Raw genomic sequence first — 16,982 nt, forward strand, 5'->3', positions numbered from 1 at the left:
AGAAACGTCAATGACCACAACGAAACTCGCGGAATCCGAGCTGCGCGCCCTGGTCGAGAAGGGCAATGCCGAACTCGGCGCGAACGCGACCGCGCAGGAACTGCTGCAGTGGACCGAGGACACCTTCGGCGCGAACTACATCGTGGCGTCCAACATGCAGGACGCGGTGCTGGTGCAGCTGGCCGCCCAGGTGCGCCCGGGCGTGGACGTGCTGTTCCTCGACACCGGCTACCACTTCGCCGAGACCATCGGCACCCGTGACGCGGTCGAGCTGGTCTACGGCGTGAACATCGTCAATGTGCAGCCGGAACACAGTGTGGCCGAACAGGATCAGCTGCTCGGCAAGGACCTGTTCGCGCGGGACGCCGCCGAATGCTGCCGCCTGCGCAAGGTGGTGCCGCTGAAGAAGTCGCTGACCGGGTACAACGCCTGGGTCACCGGCATCCGCCGGGTGGAGGCGCCCACCCGCGCCAATGCGCCCTTGATCTCCTTCGACGAGGGCTTCGGCCTGGTGAAGATCAACCCGATCGCCGCCTGGTCCGACGAGGAGATGGCCGCCTACATCGAGGCGAACGGCATCCTCGTGAATCCCCTTGTCGAAGAGGGATATCCGTCCATCGGTTGCGCTCCGTGCACGCGGAAGCCGGAACCTGGATCCGATCCGCGATCCGGCCGCTGGGCCGGGCTCGCCAAGACCGAATGCGGGTTGCACGCATCATGACTTCCATCGCTGCATCTGATCTTCTCGCTCCGCTCGGGGCAGAATTCGACACTCTGGCCGCCCTGGAGTCCGAGTCCATCCACATCTTCCGTGAGGTAGCGGGCGAGTTCGAACGCCCCGTCATCCTCTTCTCGGGCGGCAAGGACTCCACGGTGCTGCTGCACCTGGCGATCAAGGCCTTCTGGCCCGCACCGCTGCCGTTCGCGCTGCTGCACGTGGACACCGGGCACAACCTGCCCGAGGTCCTCGACTTCCGAGACAAGGTGGTCGAGAAGTACGGCCTGCGACTGCATGTCGCGTCGGTCGAGGACTACCTCGCCGACGGCCGCCTGCAGGAGCGTCCGGACGGCATCCGCAACCCGCTGCAGACCGTGCCGCTGCTGGACGCCATCAACGAGAACCGCTTCGACGCGGTCTTCGGTGGCGGCCGCCGCGACGAGGAGCGGTCGCGCGCCAAGGAGCGCATCTTCTCGCTGCGCGATGCCTTCGGCCGCTGGGACCCGAAGCGGCAGCGGCCCGAGCTGTGGAACCTGTACAACGGCCGGCACGCTCCGGGCGAGCACGTGCGCGTGTTCCCGATCTCGAACTGGACCGAGCTCGACATCTGGCGCTACATCGCCCGCGAGGACGTGGAGCTGGCCAGCATCTACTACGCCCACGAGCGCCCGGTGTACCAGCGCGACGGCATGTGGATGACCCCCGGCGTGTGGGGCGGCCCCGCCGACAACGAGGAGCTGCTGATCAAGTCGGTGCGCTACCGCACCGTCGGCGACGGATCCACCACCGGCGCAATCATTTCCGATGCCGCCGACAATGACGCGATTCTGGCCGAGGTCGCCGCGTCCCGGCTCACCGAACGTGGCGCGACACGCGGCGACGACCGCGTCTCCGAAGCCGCCATGGAAGACCGCAAGCGAGAGGGTTACTTCTGATGTCCGACCTATTGAGACTGGCCACCGCCGGATCGGTCGACGACGGCAAGTCCACCCTGGTCGGACGTTTGCTGTACGACACCAAGTCCGTGCTGGCGGACCAGATCGACGCGGTGACCCGCGCCTCGGTCGACAAGGGTCTGTCCACGCCGGACCTGTCGCTGCTGGTGGACGGCCTGCGCGCCGAGCGCGAGCAGGGCATCACCATCGATGTGGCGTATCGCTACTTCGCCACGCCCAAGCGGTCTTTCGTGCTCGCCGACACCCCGGGGCACGTCCAGTACACCCGCAACACGGTGTCCGGCGCGTCCACCGCGCAGCTGGTGATCCTGCTCGTCGACGCCCGTAAGGGTGTCATCGAGCAGACCCGCCGGCACGCCGCGGTGATGGCGCTGCTGGGGGTGCCGAAGCTGGTGCTGGCCGTCAACAAGATCGACCTGGTGGACGATCCGGCCGGCGTGTTCGACAAGATCACCTCCGAATTCGCCGAGCTGACCGCCAAACTCGGCTGGTCGGCCGGCGATGTGCAGGAGATCCCGGTCTCCGCGCTGCACGGTGACAATGTCGCCTCGCGCTCGGAGAACACCCCGTACTACGACGGACCCTCGCTCATCGAGCACCTGGAGTCGGTGCCGGTCGACGCGGACGTGCACGGCCGCCACGAGGTGGGGCTGCGTTTCCCGGTGCAGTACGTGATCCGGCCGCGCACCGCCGAGTACCCGGACTACCGCGGCTACGCGGGTCAGGTCGCGGCGGGCGTGGTGTCCAAGGGCGACGAGGTCGTGGTGCTGCCGTCCGGCACCCGCACCACGGTCGAGCGCATCGACACCCCGAACGGTGAACTGGGTTCGGCCCAGCCCGGCCGCAGCGTCACCCTGATCCTGGCCGACGACGTGGACGTCTCGCGCGGTGACGTGATCGCCGCCGCCACCGGCGCTCCCGAACCGATCGAGGCCTTCGACGCCACCGTCTGCTGGCTCGGCGACAAGCCGCTGCGCCAGGGCGCGCGCCTGCTGCTCAAGCACGGCACCCGCACCACGCAGGCCATTGTCGGCGCGCTGCTGGAGCGTTTCGACGAGCAGCACCTGGCCGCCGATCCGGACCCGGAGTCGCTGTCGCTCAACGACATCGGTCGCATCTCGGTGCGCGTGGCCGACCCGATCGTGGCCGACGACTACAGCGTCAACCGCCACACCGGTTCGTTCCTGCTGATCGACCCCGCGGGTGGCAACACCCTGGCCGCGGGCCTGGTCGGCGACGCGCTGACCGCCGTCGAGGTCGGGGCCTGAGATGAATCCGCCCGGCAACGGCGCAGTTCCGGCCGTCCCGCCGGGCGGAGCAGCCGCGCACCGCGCACCGGGGACGCTGTCCACGGTGCGCGGCGGCCCGGCCCGCCCCTTCCGGATCGAGGACGCGCCCGCGCTCATCGCCGTGGCGCACGGCAGCCGGGATCCGCGCTCGGCCGCGACCATGCGAGCTGTGGTCGCGCGCATCGCGGCCCAGCGGCCGGATCTCGATGTCCGCCTGGCGTTTCTGGATCTGAGCACGCCCTCGGTGGATCAAGTCGTGGATGCGGTTGCGGCCGACGGGCATTCGCATGCCATCGTGGTTCCACTGCTGCTGGGCAGTGCCTTTCATGCCCGGGTGGACCTGCCCGGGATGCTCGAGGCCGCTCGCGCCCGGCATCCCCGGCTGCGGCTGACCCAGGCCGAAGTGCTCGGCCCCGATCCGCATCTGATCATCGCCCTGCGGGATCGCATCGTCGCGGCCATGACCGCGGACGCCCTGCCCGCGACCTTGACCGACGCCGCCCACGGCGCGTGCCGGCCCGCCGGTCCACGCTGGGGCATTGCCGTTGCCGCCGTGGGCTCCTCGTCCGCGGCCGCCAATACCCGCACCGGTGACGTGGCACGGCTGCTCACCGCAATGACCGGCTGGGACACCGAAATCTGCTTCGCCACCACCGAACCCACGGTGCAGCAGGCGTTCGCCCGGCTTCGGGCCCGCGGTGCGGACCGCGTCCTGGTCGCGCCCTGGTTCCTCGCCCCGGGCCTGCTCACCGACCGGCTGCACGACGCCCTGCCGCAACTGCCGCACGCCGAAACCATCGGCGCGCACCCGCTCCTGGCCGAAGTGGCCCTGGACCGCTACGCCACCGCCGCCCTCCCCCTCGAACTCTCGGCCTGACGTCGTACGGCTGCGTCAGCGCTGCTGGGCGCCGACTTCCGGGATGGGCAGGTAGGGAATGAGGGAGTGGGCGAGGTTGGTGATGGTCAAGGACTGCAACCAGACTCGTCCGGGCCCGGTGAGGGCGGCGAGGAAGAGGCCGTCGCCGCCGAAGAGCACATTGCGGATGCCTTTGACCATGGTGATGTCGAAATCCACCGAGGCGTCGAACAATCCGACGTGGCCGGGGTGGACGCGGAGGGTTTCGCCGGGGGCGAGATCGTATTGGACCACCTCGCCGGAGAGCTCGACCCAGGCGTAGCCGTCGCCGCTGAGGCGCTGCAGCGTGAAGCCGGTGCCCCCGAAGATGCCCGCGCCCAGGCGGCGCTGGAAGCTCAGAGCGACGCGGACATCGCCTGCGGCGCAGAGGAATCCGTGCCGGTGCACCAGGTATTCGCGCCCCTTGCCGATCGGCACGGGCAGGATCTGGCCGGGGAGTTTGGCGGCGAAGGAGACCCGGCCGGGATCGCGGTGGGCGGTGTACTCGGTCATGAACAGGCCCGCGCCCGCCATGGCGCGGCGGACCGCGCCGAAGACGCCGCCCGCGGCGCCGCGGGTGGAGGTGCTGAGGCGGATGGAGTCGGTCATCCAGGAGAGCTGGCCGGCCTCGGCGATGAGCCGGTCACCGGGGTCCAGTGCGACCTCGAGCACCGGCATGACGGTTCCGCGAATCCTGGCGTCCATCAGGTTCTCCCCTCCCGCGCACAACAACTCACACCAGTGTGCCTCGATGCGAGCCGCCGCGGGATCGTTGCCGACTTGCCACCAGGACGACCTTCTTAGTAATTTAGGATTCCCTTACCTAATAGAAGGCTCGGCCATGCTCCAGACCAGTGACGCCCGGTATCACACCGGGACGGCGGGACTCCCGGACGATTCGTGGCGAATCGTGTCCGCCGCGGCACTACTGGCCACCGGCACCTTCGCGGCCGCCGTCTGGATCGCCGCCCACGTCACCACCAGCCCGGCCGTGCACACCGGCGGGCTGTTCGTCCACCTGGCCTCGCTGGTGGTGGGTTTCGGCGGGGTCCTCATGGCCGATTCCTTCGTCCTTCGGTGGGCCGCAGGACGTCTCGGGCTGACGGAGACCCTGCAGGCGGTCGGCCGCCTGCACCTGCCGATCTGGCTGGGCCTGGCCGGCCTGGTGGCCAGCGGCTGCGTGCTGGAACCGAATCTCGCCTCCACCATGACCCGCACCAAGCTGGCGCTGGTACTCGTGCTGACGCTCAACGGGATTCAGGCGTGCGCGCTCAACCGCCGCCTGCAGGAGCGCGGCGAGCGCCCGCTGACGCCGCGGCTGCTGACCTGGGGCGCGGCCACCGGACTGGTGTCGCAGCTGTGCTGGTGGGGCGCGACCGTCATCGGCTTCCTCAACGCACAACACTGAACCACCGCCCGATACGCTGGGCGAATGATCAAGGCTGCGGTATTCGATGTGGGCGAGACGCTGATCGACGAGACGCGCATCTGGTGCCGATGGGCCGACCGGCTCGGCGTGCCGCGCTTCGCGTTCCTGGGCGTGATCGGCGGCATGGCAGCCTCCGGGCGGCCGCTCACCGACGCCTTCGAATTGGTGCGGCCGGGCATCGATATCGAGGCCGAGCAGGTCGCGTGGGCCGCCGAGGAGCCGGAGAGCCTGCGCAACAACTTCGACGCCGACGACCTGTACCCGGATGTGCGGCGGGCGCTGGGCGAGCTGCGGGCGCGTGGCATCAGCGTGATCATCGCGGGAAACCAACCGCCGCAGGCAAAATCGGCACTGGAGCGGATGGAGCTGCCGGTGGACGCGGTGTACACCTCGGCCGAATGGGCGCTGGAGAAGCCGGATCCCGAGTTCTTCGCGCGAGTCGCGGAGGTGGCGGGGGTCATGCCCGGCGAGATCTGCTACGTCGGGGATCGGGTCGACAATGACGTGCTGCCGGTCCTGGCGGCGGGCATGATGCCGGTGCTCATCCGGCGCGGACCCTGGGGGTACCTGACCGCTGAGCAGCCCGACGCCGCGCGGGCGACGATTGTCGACGGACTCGACGAGCTGCCAGATCTCCTCGCACCGGCTTGATTCCCGTTAGATGACACATCAAGTATGGCGGCGGTTTTCCGCCAGCGACCGCTACCCTCGCGGCGTTGACTATGACACGTCAACGAAATCATCTCTACCGCAAGGGGAATGCAGTCATGACGGATGCTCGATTCGAATCCAAGGTCGTTCTGATCACCGGCGCCACCTCGGGAGTCGGTGCGGCCGTGGCGCGGCGGATCGCCGCCGAGGGCGGGGCCGTGGTACTCGGGGCACGCGGCAAGGACGCCGGTGACCGGATGGCGGAGGAGATCCGGGCCGCGGGCGGACGCGCGCTGTTCGTGCCCACCGACGTCACCGTCGAAGCCGACGTGGAACGGCTGACCGGGGCCGCCGTCACCGAATTCGGCCACCTGGACGCGGCTTTCAACAATGCGGGCGCGGTCAATGCCTTCGGTCCGGTGCAGGACATCGACGAGACCGGGTGGCGGGCGGATCTGGAACTCAACCTGACGGCCGTCTATTACGGCCTGCGGCACCAGGTTCCGGCGCTCGCGGCCAGCGGTGGTGGCGCGATCCTCAACAATGCCTCCAACCTCGGCGTCGTCGGTATGGCGCAGGTCGCGCCCTATGTCGCCGCCAAACACGGTGTGGTGGGCCTGACCCGGGCCGTCGCCATGGAAGCAGCCGACCGGTCCATCCGGGTCAACGCCCTGGTCTCCGGCGCGGTCGACACCCCCGCCTTCCGCGCCTCCATGGGCGCCACCCCGGAGGGCGAGGCCGCCATCGCCGCCCTGCACCCCCTCGGCCGCATCGCCCGCCCCGCGGAAATCGCCGCCTTCTGCGCCTACCTGCTCAGCGACGAGGCGAGCTTCATCACGGGCGCGGCCCTCGCCATCGACGGCGGCTTCACCGCCCGCTGACCCGCGACTGGCCCACCACCGCGCCCGGGCACAGGAAACGCGAGGTGGGCCGGTCACTTTCGACGATGGGGACGCGGACGTTGCAGGTCCGCCACTCCGTCATCGCCGGTCCGTGCGGGCGAGCTGCCGCTCGTCCGAGCCCGGGGACGAGGTGGGGCGGGTTGGTCAGTCCCGCCGGCCACCTACGTCACCGTGGGGAGCGGGCCGATGGTGGGACGCCACCGCCCGATCTCCCCCGCAACCCCCACCGGCGTGCGGGAGAACACGCCCGATGGGGGATTTGTCGAAAAGCCTTCGCCCACTACGAATCGAGCCCACCACAGGTCCAGCGTCCGAACGATGCAGGCGCCCACCGAAAATCAGTGCCGCCAGGACCGCCGCGGCGGGATCCGCGGTGCGGCCGAACGACCCCGGCCGACGGGATGCACAGTGCCGCAGGGGATCAGCGGTGGCCACCGCCACCACCTCCGCCCTTGCCACCGCCACCCATACCGCCACCCATGCCGCCGCCACCCATGCCGCCGTGGCTGCCGCCGGGCGAGGAGCCGCCGGGGCTGCCCATGCCGCCGCCGAGGCCGCCTCCCTTGGGGGAGCCGCCGCCGGAGGCGTTGCCGCCGGTGTTCGCGCCGCCGGTATGGGTGCCGCCGCCGATCGAGCCACCAGGGGAACCGCCACCGGGGGTCGAGCCTCCGGGAGAGGTTGCGCCCGCGCCGGTTCCGCCAGGCTTGGAGCCGCCAGGCTTGGAGCCACCCGGGTTGGAACCACCCGGGTTCGAGCCACCAGGGTTGGAACCACCCGGGTTCGAGCCACCAGGGTTGGAACCGCTCGGAGAACCGCCCGTGTTGGCTCCCGCCGGGTCGCCGGTTGCGCCGCCCGGAGTGCTGCCGCCACCGCCTGCTGGGGTACCGCTGCCGGGGGTCGAGGTGCCTGGATTGCCGCCGGTGTTGGTTCCGCCGGTGGAGGTGCCCGGGGCGGAACCGGCCGGCTTCGAACCGCCCGCGGTTCCGGCTCCCGGTATTCCACCTGGGGTACCGGGTTGGGTTCCGCCCGAAGTACTTCCGGGAGTTGTGCCACCAGGCTGCCCTGCGCCGGGTTGACCGGTGCCGGGCTGCCCTGCGCCGGGCTGGCCACTGCCGGGTTGACCGGTACCAGGCTGGCCCGTGCCAGGCTGACCCGCGCCGGGTTGACCGGTACCGGGCTGACCCGCGCCGGGCTGACCGGTACCAGGCTGGCCCGTGCCGGGTTGGGTTCCGGGTTGCGTTGCGCCGGGGATGGTTCCGCCGGGGAGGGTGCCGGGGACGCTGACCTTGGGGACCTGGCCGAAGTACGAGCCAACGGTCCAGCCGCCGAGGGCGGGGTTCTGGAACGGGAGGGGGTTGGTGAACTGCGCCGGGTTGCCGTAGGTGCTGACCGTGCCTGTGACAGTGCGGGTTTCGCAGTGGGTGCCGCCGCCGGTGGAGTCGACGGGGTGGCCGTCGACCCAGGTGGGGGTGACGGTCGGGGCCAGCGGGGCGTAGGCGCGGACGGCTGCCACGGTGGCGATGGCGTGGGTGCCGGTGCCGGGCGGCGCGCCGGCATCCTCGAGGACGATGACATCGTGGGTGCCGAGGGCCGTGGTCCCGGCGGACGGGTCAGCCGGTTCGGGGGCGGCCTGGAGTCCGGGCGGTCCGGCGACGGGCCCACCGAGTACGGTGGCGGCGGACATGGCGAGCGCGGAAGCCACTGCGGCGCCGGAGATCACGGCGGCGCGGGGGGCGTATCGGGCGATGGCGGAGCCGGTGTCCGCGCTGTGAAAGGCGGCGATGGACGCACCCACCGCCACGGTATTGGCCGGATCGGGCGACATGACGACCGGGCGGCCCAGGTCCGACAGCACGCGGGCCACCTCGGCGGGGCGCGCCGCGCCGCCGATCAGCAGGACCCGGTCGATCTCCTCCATGTGCAGCCCGGCCCTGTGCACGACCGAGCGCACCAACCGTAGCGAATTGCGAATGTGCCAGCTGCGCAGGCGATTCGTGTCGGAGGCGGGCACCACGGCCGAGACCGGCTGGGTCGAGCCGGGTGCGATGCTGCGCGCGTAGCGGGCCAGCAGAGTGCCCAGCGGCCGTCCGCCGTAGTCGTGCGAGCGTTCGGCCCGCCCGAGGATGCCGCGTTCGTCGCGATCGGACTCGGTGCGCACGACCGCGACGTCCAGGGCGTTCCCGCCGAGGTCGTAGACCAGGGTGAGCCCGGATTCGGAAATGCCGTATTCCTCGTCGAGCCATTCCACCGCCGCCACCGGCTCGGGCATGAGCATGACATCGGCGGCGCCGGACCAGTCCAGTGCCCGCCGCAATCGCGTGACGTGTTTGTCCGAATAGCAAGCGGGATAGGTGGTTACGGCGGGGGCCTCGGGGGCGTTGGTCTCGATGAGCCCGTTCACCACGGCCGCCACCAGGTCCGCCGGGGACCAGATGCGACCGCCGATGACCACCGGGTCCGGCTCGCTGGTGAGATCGGCGAAGTCGGTGACCACCGGGACGAAGTGGGGAATGCCCCCGATCTGCGGGCCGCCGGCGCTGTCGAAGGTGACGGCGGTCCGACGAACGCGCACCGCGGGCCGGTTCCGATCACCGGCCGTGGTCGCCCAGACGGAGTTCACTGTGCCGATGCTCATGCCAAAGCCAACTGTCATTGCCATCCCGTCAACGCACCGAGACCACGGCCCACGGGCGTACCAACCATGTGGTCGCGGTCGTTTTCCAAACAGCGCGTTCAGGTTAGCTGGCGATTGCGGTACTCGAATATCGGATTGGGAGAAAAGATTTCGCGTCCAGTAGCGAAGATAGCGAATCTACTGGTCACGCAATCGTCCGAACAAGATCGAATCCAACTGCACAATGAAAGCAACTGAACAGTCTTTCTCAGCAGCTACAACTCAGCGAACAAATAATTCATACCGACCGGTAGGCGAAGAGTGTCCGAAAAATCAGACCGCAGTATCGGTACGGGGGTGCGGACTACCGATCACTGGTCGGTAGCTGCCCTGGATTACCCCACGCGAGCCGCTTCACCGTCCGTGATTCGCAATGAACTCTTCTCTACTGCCGCAAATGTCGCAGCGAGCAAACACAGCATTACAACTCGCACAACAACATCGGTACAGTGCACCCCGCACCGCGCCCGAAAATTCGCAGCCGAAGCGCGACCGGATACGTTGCCCAGCACAAAAAGTCATCACCGGTGACACGAGAAGCCCACCGAGGCAGGTGAATACCAGCCGCAAAAGGGACGAAACGGCGAAGGCCGCCGCACGCGCAGGGGGTTGGCGTGCGACGGCCTTCATGGGCGGCGCTGACAAGGGTGGGTCAGCGGCGCACCATCAGGGAAAGCTTGCGACGGGGGCGGTTGACCGCGCCGCCCCGGATGGCGTGCGGTTGACGATCACCGACCAGTCGGTCGAAATCGCCAGCGCTGTGCGCCGGTTGCACCAGGCGGCCGGCATTGAAGTCGTCCACCAGCTGACGCACGGTCTGCTGCGCGCAGGACTTGTTGGTGCCTATGAACCCGGTCGGACCGCGCTTGATCCAGCCGGTGACATAGGCACCCGGCACCACCGAGCCGCCGGACTCTTCGAGCACCCGGCCGTCCAGATTCGGGATGACCCCGGCCCGCTCGTCGAACGGCACGCCCGGCAGGGCCACACCCCGGTAGCCCACCGAGGTCAGCACCAGCCCGGCGTCGAGGGTCTCGATCTCCCCGGTCGGGACCGCGTGCACCGCACCGTCATCGCCGGTGACGAGCTCGTTGCGCACCACCTCGACCCCGGTCACCCGGTCCACGCCCGCGATCGCGACCGGCGCCGACAGGTACCGGAAGACGATACGCTTGCGACCACTCACGGGCCGATCAGCCAAGCCGCGCAACAGCTTCAGCTTGTGCTCGACCTTCTGCGACATGCCCTCGACGATCTCGGGAATCTCGCCCTCGACCACGATGTCGACATCCGCGCCCAGCAGGCCCACGAATTCCGGCACGGTGAAGGCGGATTCGGCCGGACCGCGCCGCCCGAGGATCACGACCTCCTCGATATTGCTGCGCCGCAGGGCATTCAGCGCCCGCTGCGAGACATCGGTGCCGACCAGCAGTTCCGGATCGGCGGTGAGAATCCGCGCGACGTCCAGCGCCACATTGCCGTTGCCCACGATCACCGCGCGCCGGTGCGACAGGTCGAAGAACCGGCCCGCCTGATCCGGGTGCCCGTTGTACCAGGCCACGAAGTCGGTGGCAGAGGTACTGCCCGGCAGCCCCTCCCCCGGAATCCCGAGCTTGCGGTCCGAGGACGCACCGACCGCGTAGATCACCGCGTGGTGGTGCGCCAGCAGCTCCTCGTGCGAGACATGCTGTCCCACATTCACATTCAGGTAGGACCCGAAGCCCGGCTGCGCCGAGATCACGTCGAAGAGGTCCCCGACCCTGCGGGTCTTGGTGTGATCGGGCGCGACACCGAAGCGGGCCAGGCCGTAGGGCGTGGTCACCTTGTCGAACACGGTCACGGAAACACCGGGCTGCGTGAGCAATTCGTCGGCCGCGTACATGGCCGAGGGCCCGGAGCCGATGACCGCCACCCGCAGCGGCTCCCGTCCGGGCTTGACCTCCGCAGCCGGAATCGGCTGCGCCAGCAGCGGCCGCGGCCGCTCCTGCCGGTAGAAGTCGGCATTGATCTCGATGAACGGCAGCTGCTCGGAAGTCAGCTTCTTCGACGACGTGATGGCGTCCACCGGGCACGCGGTGGCGCACGCCCCGCAGTCCACGCAGGCCTGCGGGTCGACGTAGAGCATCTCCGCGGTCAGGAAGTCCGGCTCGTCCGGGGTCGGATGGATGCAGTTGACCGGGCAGGCGTAGACGCAGGACGCGTCGCTGCAACAGGATTGGGTGACAACGTACGGCACTGTACGTCCCCCTCCCCTACGCGGCCTTGCCGGAGCGGATCGGCTCCGAGCGGTAGCGCGAGGCCGGGCCGTCGATGCCGAGCAGCTTCCAGACCCGCTTGGAGATCGGGTTCATCAGGCCGATCTCGTGGGCCAGCGCGCGCACGTCGACGAAGTAGTCGCTGAAGACCTGCTTGGCCTCCTTGGAGCCGTAGAACAGCTCCTTGCGCACCTGCTCCGGAATGTCGAACTCCTGGAAGAACTTCTTCGGCGGGGTCGCGATGGAGCGGCCCAGGATGAACATGACGATCGGCATGGCGATCGACAGGATGAAGCGGTTGGCCGCGTTCCGCTCCGGCACGTGGTGCTTGAGGAACTCGTGCGCGAAGGAGATGTGGCGCGCCTCCTCGGCGACGTGAATGCTCATGACGCCGCGCATGATCGGGTGCACCTCCTCACCCGAGCGCAGGATCTGCTTCTGGATGTGGTCGATCGGCTCCTCGCCGGCGAGCACCGCCATGAAGAACAGATTGGGGAACGCGATGGCGACCGGCACGCCGAGCAGGCGCAGCTGCCGGACGAGCGGGCCCATGCCCGGGACGTCCGCGCCGATGCGGTTCACCATCTCCTGGAACATCAGGGTGTGGTTGAGTTCCTCGGCCATCTCGTGGGTGCAGTAGCGGAACTCCGCGTCACCGTTGGGCAGCGAGAAGGTGTGGTTCACCATGCCGCTGATCAGGATGGACTCGAACTGCAGGCCGACCTTGGCGATATTGGCCTGCCGGTACTTGCCCACCTCGATCTGCCGCTCCACCGTGAGCGACTGGTACCAGTCGTGGCGGCCGAGGGGGTCCGCGGACTCCGGCAGGATCCAGCGCTCGGGGCGGGCGTTGGCGTCGAAGTCGGGGTTGTCCCAGTCGATGTCCTCGTAGGGGTCGAAGTGCTTGTTCACCGACCCTTCCGAGAGCAGCAGCAGCTTGTTGGCGTACTCCTGAGCTTCGGCAACCACGGGGTCGTCAAGGGGGGTCGTGGTCGGAGACATCGTCGTCACCTCTCCAGTCAGTGGCGTTATGTGTACCCCATAGTTACACCAAACAGGAGAGGCGTCAACAGCCCGTTCGCAAGATGCTTGCACGAGTTAGCGCCGATTAACACGCGAGGCCGCGGCGAACCGGCGAGTAGCAGGACAAATGATCACTCAGACTGCTGCCACCCTGGTGACGCGCCGGAACAGACCCGTCAGTGAACGAGGCCGATGGCTCCCCGCATCCTGGGCGATCAGCGCCTGCCGGGCCGCGATGGCAGCGCCATCGGCGATCGTGCGCTCCGGATCGGAGGCCACCATCACCGGACGCGCCAGCTCCTCGGCGAGCACCTGCGCCACCTCCGGCGGCCGCGCCGCGCCGCCGACCACCAGGATCCGATCCACATCGGCCATGGTGACGTCCGCGACACGCAGGCACCGGTAGACCAGCGCCAGCGAACGGCGAATGTGCTCGCTGCGCAACTCGCCCGAATCAGCGTCCGAGAGCCCGCGCGGCACCACCTGCGATCCGGCCGTGCGCCGCAGCGTGCGCGCCACCAGGTCCCCGAAGGCCCGGCCCCCGTATTCGACCGAGTGCAGCGACGATCCGACGATGGGATTGCTCGGCGCGCCCATGCCCACCCGCAGCAGCGTGACATCCAGCCCGGACCCGCCGAGGTCGTAGACCAGCGCCAAACCCGGTGTGAGCGGCCCCCGTTCGGCGGCCAGCCAGGACGCGGCGGCGATCGGCTCGGCCACCAGCGTGGCCCGGGTGAGGCCGACACCGTCCAGGGCGGTGCGCAGTTCGGCAACCAGGTCCGCGGGGTATCCGGCCGGATGGGTCACCGCGATTCCCGTGTCACCGGCGCCCAGCGGCCCCGCCGGCGCCTGCCCCAGCACCTCCGCCACCACGCTGTAGGCCACCGTCGCCACCAGATCCGCGGCCGACAGCGCCCGATGTCCGACCCGCGCGGCCGGAGCACCCCGCTGGGTGAGGTCTGCGAATTCGGTGATGACCCGCCCGTGCCGGGGAATGCGGCCGACCCGGGCGGTGCCCGAACTGTCGAAGGTGAGGGTGGTGCGCCAGGTGGCCGGAGGCGCACCCCGACGGCCGTGCGGAAGCTTTCCGGATCGATCCGCCGCCGTGGAGCAGACCGTATTCACCGTGCCGATACTCAAACCCACACCGAGCGCCATCCATCCACCTCGATCGACGAGTCGATTACGCCGGCCGTTTGACCCGACCCGAAATTCATGCAACTCCTGCGCCGGATGCTTGCCAACCACCGGACACGCGGTTGTCCGCTCATGCGCCGGTGAGCTGCCACGACCCCGCTGTCCAGGCAGTCGAGGGCGAGTCACCCCAACGCGCGTTCGGATCGCGGAATGTTTGCCCAATGTCGATTGTTCGCCCAATGCGCGCACCGGATGCCGAGCGGTTCGGATGGGGCCGATGTGGACGAAAATCGCCCCCGCTCCGGAGGATTCGGAGCGGGGGGCGATTCGTACCGCACTGATGCGGACTACTTCGTGGCCGTGCTCAGCAACGTGCTGCTCAGCACCGACACCAGGCTGTAGGCCAGATTGACCGCGTCGGAAGCGAGTCCGGAATCGCCCGTGAGCATCTTGGCGAGCGGGCCCAGGAACTTGACGGCCAGCTGCACCAGCGAACTCACGGAAATGCCATCCAGACGACTGGTTTTGGAATTCTTGTCGGTCGCCGGGGCCTGCGCGCCCGGGGCCTGCGCGCCCGGAACCTGCGCGCCCGGGGCCTGCGCGCCCGGGGCCTGCACGCCCGGGGTCGACTGCGTACCCGGGACGGCCGGCGTGGCCGGAGTCCCCTGACCGCCCGTAGTGCCCGGCGATTGCCGTTGCGGCGCAAGCTGATCCGCGATCGGCCGCGCGACGGGCTTGGTCTGCGCCTGCGGTGCGGGCTGCACCGCCTGCGGCTGGGCGCCGGTTTGCGGCGGCGTGCCCGGCTGCGGCGCGGTCTGCGGCTGGGTACCCGGCGTCTGCGACTGCAGCCAGGTCTTCAGGAACTGATCGGCGAGCTGCTGGGCGACCTGCAGACTCCCCTCGAGCGCCGCTTCACCCGGCTGCTGCGCCGGAGCCGGATTCCGTGGCGCCGGAGCCGGATTCAGTTGCAATGGCGCGGGAGCCGCCGCATACCCGGGAAGCTGCGCCGGGAACGTCGACGTCTGCCCCTGCTGAGCAGGCGTCGGCTCCGGTTGCGCCGGGGCCTGTCCCACCTGGGCCGGAGTCTGCCCGGGCTGGGCCGACGTCGCCGGAGCAGCGGCCGGGGGCGCCTGCACCGGCACCACGGCCGGCTGCGCCTGCGGAACCGCCGCCTGCGGTGTCTGCGCCGCAGCAGGATTCTGTTGTGCCGCAGCCGGATTCGATTCCACAGGAGCGCCGGCCTGCGGCGCCGGGACGGGGGCCTGCGCGGGCTGTGGCTGCGGCTCGGCGGGCTGCGCCGGAACCTGTTGTCCCGGTTGCATTCCCGGCTCGGACGCCGGCCCGGCGTCGGCGGGCACCGGCACGCCGAGCAGGTAGGACGCGATCCCGGTGGTGATGGTCACGGCGTGCTTGAGCTGTCCCTCGGGGGATTCCAGCTGCTGCGCGTCCTCGGCATTGGCGCCGTTGCCCATTTCGAGGAATACGTCCGGCACCGCGGTCAGCGCGGGCCCGGCGATATCGGAGCGGGTCTGGAGTCCGTCGACCGCCCCGTTGTAGGTGGCGACCTGATACCCGCTCTGCACGTAGGCATCTCGCATGGCCTTGCTGGCGGTCAACCCGGCGCCGCCCTGCACCTCGTTGACCTTGGCGTCGGCGACGGGCAGCGCCGGCACGATGAGGTGGAAGCCGTGCCCGTCGGCGGGACCGCTGTCGGCGTGGATGCTGAGGGCGATATCGGCGCCGGAGGCATTGGCGGCCTTGGCCCGATCGTCGATGCAGCCACCCCAGCCGGTGTCGTCGGGGCGACTCATGACCACGTGCGCGCCCAGGCCCTCGAGCGAGGTGCGCACCAACTGCGCGACATTCCAGTTGATGGTGTGCTCGGCAACGCCGTGCAGGCTGGTCATGCCGGTGGTCTGACACGCCTTGGTGCCACCACGACCATCGCTGACCTGCTTGTTCTCATCCTGAGTGTGATTGTCGCCCTGATGGCCCGGGTCCAGGAAGATGGTCTTCCCGGCGAGCTTCTGGGGCAGCTCCGGCAGCGCGGGCGCGGCCAGGGCGGCGACCGGGACGATCCCGGCCACGGTGGTGATCGCCGCGGCGGTGACGGCGGTGCAGATTCCGGCCTTAGTGATGCTTGGCTTCATAAGCGGACGGCGCTCGGGGCGGAGCGCCCCTCCCTTCCCACTAGTAACACAAGACCCAGCTGTTCACTCTGGCAACACCAGTTACTTTCTGGCAAGCTTCGTGATGGAACCGTTACCAGTGGTCAGACGTCCGAAAATCACCATCCTGGGCGCAACCGGCCGTAATGGGCAAAAGACCACTGCGCCCACTATCCCGCACTTCGCAGCCCCCACCCGGGCGACGCGCCCGGACGAATCCGCCCCCGCAGCTCGAGGCGTGCGGGGGCGGTCGGGTCGGTGTGGAGAGCAGGTAACGCAACACGCCCCGAGCCGGGCTCGGGGCGGCTCGACACTCTCCCCGGCGTCGAGCTCGGCGATGGGTGGGATCAGGCCGAGACGATCTGATCCCCGTCGACGCGGATGGCCCTGGCGTCCAGCGCGCGCGGTGCGGGACCGCCGGCGACCGTGCCGTCCAGGTTGAATGTGCTGCCGTGGCACGGGCACTTGATCAGGCCGCCCTCGACGGCATTCACCTTGCAGCCCAGGTGGGTACAGGTGGACGAGAACCCGTCGAAGGTGCCGGCGACGGGCTGGGTGATCACGGTGTCACCGCTGATGATGCCGCCGCCGACCGGAACGTCGCTGGTATTGGCCAGGACGTTGCCCTGTTTCTTGGCGGCGGCCGGATCGTTCTTGGCGGGGGCCGGATTGGGTGCGGCCGAGGCCGCTTTGTCGGAGGTGCTGCTGCAACCGGCCACGGTGAGCGCGGTCGCGGCGACCGCGGTGGTGGCCAGGGCGGTCCGGCGGTCCATGCGGAACCCGCCGGGGGCCGGGGTGGTGTCGGTCATCGGTAACTCCTCGCTCGGGGCCGAGCCGATGTGGATCGGCCGCTGCTTGTTCGACGTGTGGAGGGGGTCCGTGGGT

Annotated in this window: 14 protein-coding genes; 7 read left to right on the forward strand and 7 right to left on the reverse strand. The window is 69.4% G+C overall.

The window, feature by feature from the left end; all coding sequences use genetic code 11:
* The first annotated feature begins 10 nt into the window (after positions 1-10).
* From ACFXHE_RS01765 to ACFXHE_RS01780, 4 genes are all read left to right on the forward strand, one after another.
* Entirely contained in the window at positions 11-721 is a 711-nt protein-coding gene (locus ACFXHE_RS01765; RefSeq protein WP_379378792.1) for a phosphoadenylyl-sulfate reductase, read from the forward strand.
* On the forward strand, positions 700-1,653 hold the full coding sequence (gene cysD / locus ACFXHE_RS01770) for a sulfate adenylyltransferase subunit CysD (RefSeq protein WP_379378794.1): 954 nt from the start codon (positions 700-702) through the stop codon (positions 1,651-1,653). The genes ACFXHE_RS01765 and cysD overlap by 22 nt, the downstream gene beginning before the upstream one ends.
* A complete protein-coding gene (locus ACFXHE_RS01775; RefSeq protein WP_379378796.1) occupies positions 1,653-2,942 on the forward strand; it encodes a sulfate adenylyltransferase subunit 1 in 1,290 nt (429 codons plus the stop codon). Before cysD ends, ACFXHE_RS01775 begins: the two co-directional genes overlap by 1 nt.
* A gap of 181 nt (positions 2,943-3,123) precedes the next feature.
* On the forward strand, positions 3,124-3,840 hold the full coding sequence (locus ACFXHE_RS01780; protein ID WP_379380336.1) for a sirohydrochlorin chelatase: 717 nt from the start codon (positions 3,124-3,126) through the stop codon (positions 3,838-3,840).
* A 15-nt stretch (positions 3,841-3,855) separates the two neighbouring features.
* Here the strand turns inward: ACFXHE_RS01780 and ACFXHE_RS01785 are convergent, their stop codons facing one another.
* Positions 3,856-4,563, reverse strand: coding sequence for a TIGR00266 family protein (locus ACFXHE_RS01785; protein ID WP_379378798.1), 708 nt, complete (start codon positions 4,561-4,563; stop codon positions 3,856-3,858).
* 136 nt (positions 4,564-4,699) lie between these two features.
* On the opposite strand from ACFXHE_RS01785, the gene ACFXHE_RS01790 reads away from it, so the two are divergent.
* From ACFXHE_RS01790 to ACFXHE_RS01800, 3 genes are all read left to right on the forward strand, one after another.
* The gene (locus ACFXHE_RS01790) at positions 4,700-5,266 is read left to right on the forward strand and encodes a hypothetical protein (protein ID WP_379378800.1); all 567 of its coding nucleotides are present in this window, start codon (positions 4,700-4,702) and stop codon (positions 5,264-5,266) included.
* Between the two features lie 24 nt (positions 5,267-5,290).
* The gene (locus ACFXHE_RS01795) at positions 5,291-5,938 is read left to right on the forward strand and encodes an HAD family hydrolase (protein WP_379378802.1); all 648 of its coding nucleotides are present in this window, start codon (positions 5,291-5,293) and stop codon (positions 5,936-5,938) included.
* Between the two features lie 116 nt (positions 5,939-6,054).
* Complete coding sequence (locus tag ACFXHE_RS01800) at positions 6,055-6,819, forward strand: SDR family NAD(P)-dependent oxidoreductase (RefSeq protein ID WP_379378804.1); 765 nt, start codon at positions 6,055-6,057, stop codon at positions 6,817-6,819.
* 442 nt (positions 6,820-7,261) lie between these two features.
* Here the strand turns inward: ACFXHE_RS01800 and ACFXHE_RS01805 are convergent, their stop codons facing one another.
* The 6 genes from ACFXHE_RS01805 to ACFXHE_RS01830 all read right to left on the reverse strand — a co-directional run bounded on the left by ACFXHE_RS01805 (position 7,262) and on the right by ACFXHE_RS01830 (position 16,906).
* Positions 7,262-9,475 carry an Hsp70 family protein gene (locus ACFXHE_RS01805; protein WP_379378806.1) on the reverse strand — a complete coding sequence of 738 codons (2,214 nt, stop codon included), beginning with the start codon at positions 9,473-9,475 and terminating at the stop codon, positions 7,262-7,264.
* 691 nt (positions 9,476-10,166) lie between these two features.
* Complete coding sequence (locus tag ACFXHE_RS01810; protein ID WP_379378808.1) at positions 10,167-11,750, reverse strand: FAD-dependent oxidoreductase; 1,584 nt, start codon at positions 11,748-11,750, stop codon at positions 10,167-10,169.
* A 16-nt stretch (positions 11,751-11,766) separates the two neighbouring features.
* Positions 11,767-12,771 (reverse strand): diiron oxygenase, encoded by a 1,005-nt coding sequence (locus ACFXHE_RS01815; protein WP_379378810.1) that lies wholly within the window; start codon positions 12,769-12,771, stop codon positions 11,767-11,769.
* A gap of 156 nt (positions 12,772-12,927) precedes the next feature.
* The gene (locus ACFXHE_RS01820) at positions 12,928-13,950 is read right to left on the reverse strand and encodes an Hsp70 family protein (RefSeq protein WP_379378812.1); all 1,023 of its coding nucleotides are present in this window, start codon (positions 13,948-13,950) and stop codon (positions 12,928-12,930) included.
* 326 nt (positions 13,951-14,276) lie between these two features.
* Positions 14,277-16,079 (reverse strand): N-acetylmuramoyl-L-alanine amidase, encoded by a 1,803-nt coding sequence (locus ACFXHE_RS01825; protein ID WP_379378814.1) that lies wholly within the window; start codon positions 16,077-16,079, stop codon positions 14,277-14,279.
* A 365-nt stretch (positions 16,080-16,444) separates the two neighbouring features.
* Positions 16,445-16,906 (reverse strand): ubiquinol-cytochrome c reductase iron-sulfur subunit, encoded by a 462-nt coding sequence (locus ACFXHE_RS01830; RefSeq protein WP_379378816.1) that lies wholly within the window; start codon positions 16,904-16,906, stop codon positions 16,445-16,447.
* Between the last annotated feature and the right edge of the window lie 76 nt (positions 16,907-16,982).

The organism is Nocardia sp. NPDC059229 (genome assembly GCF_042754165.1).
Classification (GTDB): Bacteria; Actinomycetota; Actinomycetes; order Mycobacteriales; family Mycobacteriaceae; genus Nocardia.

Bases quoted from the DNA above. Each gene is read 5' to 3' on its own strand.
- ACFXHE_RS01775 (WP_379378796.1), top strand. From the start codon at position 1,653: ATGTCCGACCTATTGAGACTGGCCACCGCCGGATCGGTCGACGACGGC.
- ACFXHE_RS01800 (WP_379378804.1), top strand. From the start codon at position 6,055: ATGACGGATGCTCGATTCGAATCCAAGGTCGTTCTGATCACCGGCGCC.
- ACFXHE_RS01790 (WP_379378800.1), top strand. From the start codon at position 4,700: ATGCTCCAGACCAGTGACGCCCGGTATCACACCGGGACGGCGGGACTC.
- ACFXHE_RS01780 (WP_379380336.1), top strand. From the start codon at position 3,124: ATGCGAGCTGTGGTCGCGCGCATCGCGGCCCAGCGGCCGGATCTCGAT.
- ACFXHE_RS01795 (WP_379378802.1), top strand. From the start codon at position 5,291: ATGATCAAGGCTGCGGTATTCGATGTGGGCGAGACGCTGATCGACGAG.
- ACFXHE_RS01785 (WP_379378798.1), bottom strand. From the start codon at position 4,563: ATGGACGCCAGGATTCGCGGAACCGTCATGCCGGTGCTCGAGGTCGCA.
- ACFXHE_RS01815 (WP_379378810.1), bottom strand. From the start codon at position 12,771: ATGTCTCCGACCACGACCCCCCTTGACGACCCCGTGGTTGCCGAAGCT.
- ACFXHE_RS01805 (WP_379378806.1), bottom strand. From the start codon at position 9,475: ATGAGCATCGGCACAGTGAACTCCGTCTGGGCGACCACGGCCGGTGAT.
- cysD (WP_379378794.1), top strand. From the start codon at position 700: ATGCGGGTTGCACGCATCATGACTTCCATCGCTGCATCTGATCTTCTC.
- ACFXHE_RS01765 (WP_379378792.1), top strand. From the start codon at position 11: ATGACCACAACGAAACTCGCGGAATCCGAGCTGCGCGCCCTGGTCGAG.
- ACFXHE_RS01825 (WP_379378814.1), bottom strand. From the start codon at position 16,079: ATGAAGCCAAGCATCACTAAGGCCGGAATCTGCACCGCCGTCACCGCC.
- ACFXHE_RS01830 (WP_379378816.1), bottom strand. From the start codon at position 16,906: ATGACCGACACCACCCCGGCCCCCGGCGGGTTCCGCATGGACCGCCGG.
- ACFXHE_RS01820 (WP_379378812.1), bottom strand. From the start codon at position 13,950: ATGGCGCTCGGTGTGGGTTTGAGTATCGGCACGGTGAATACGGTCTGC.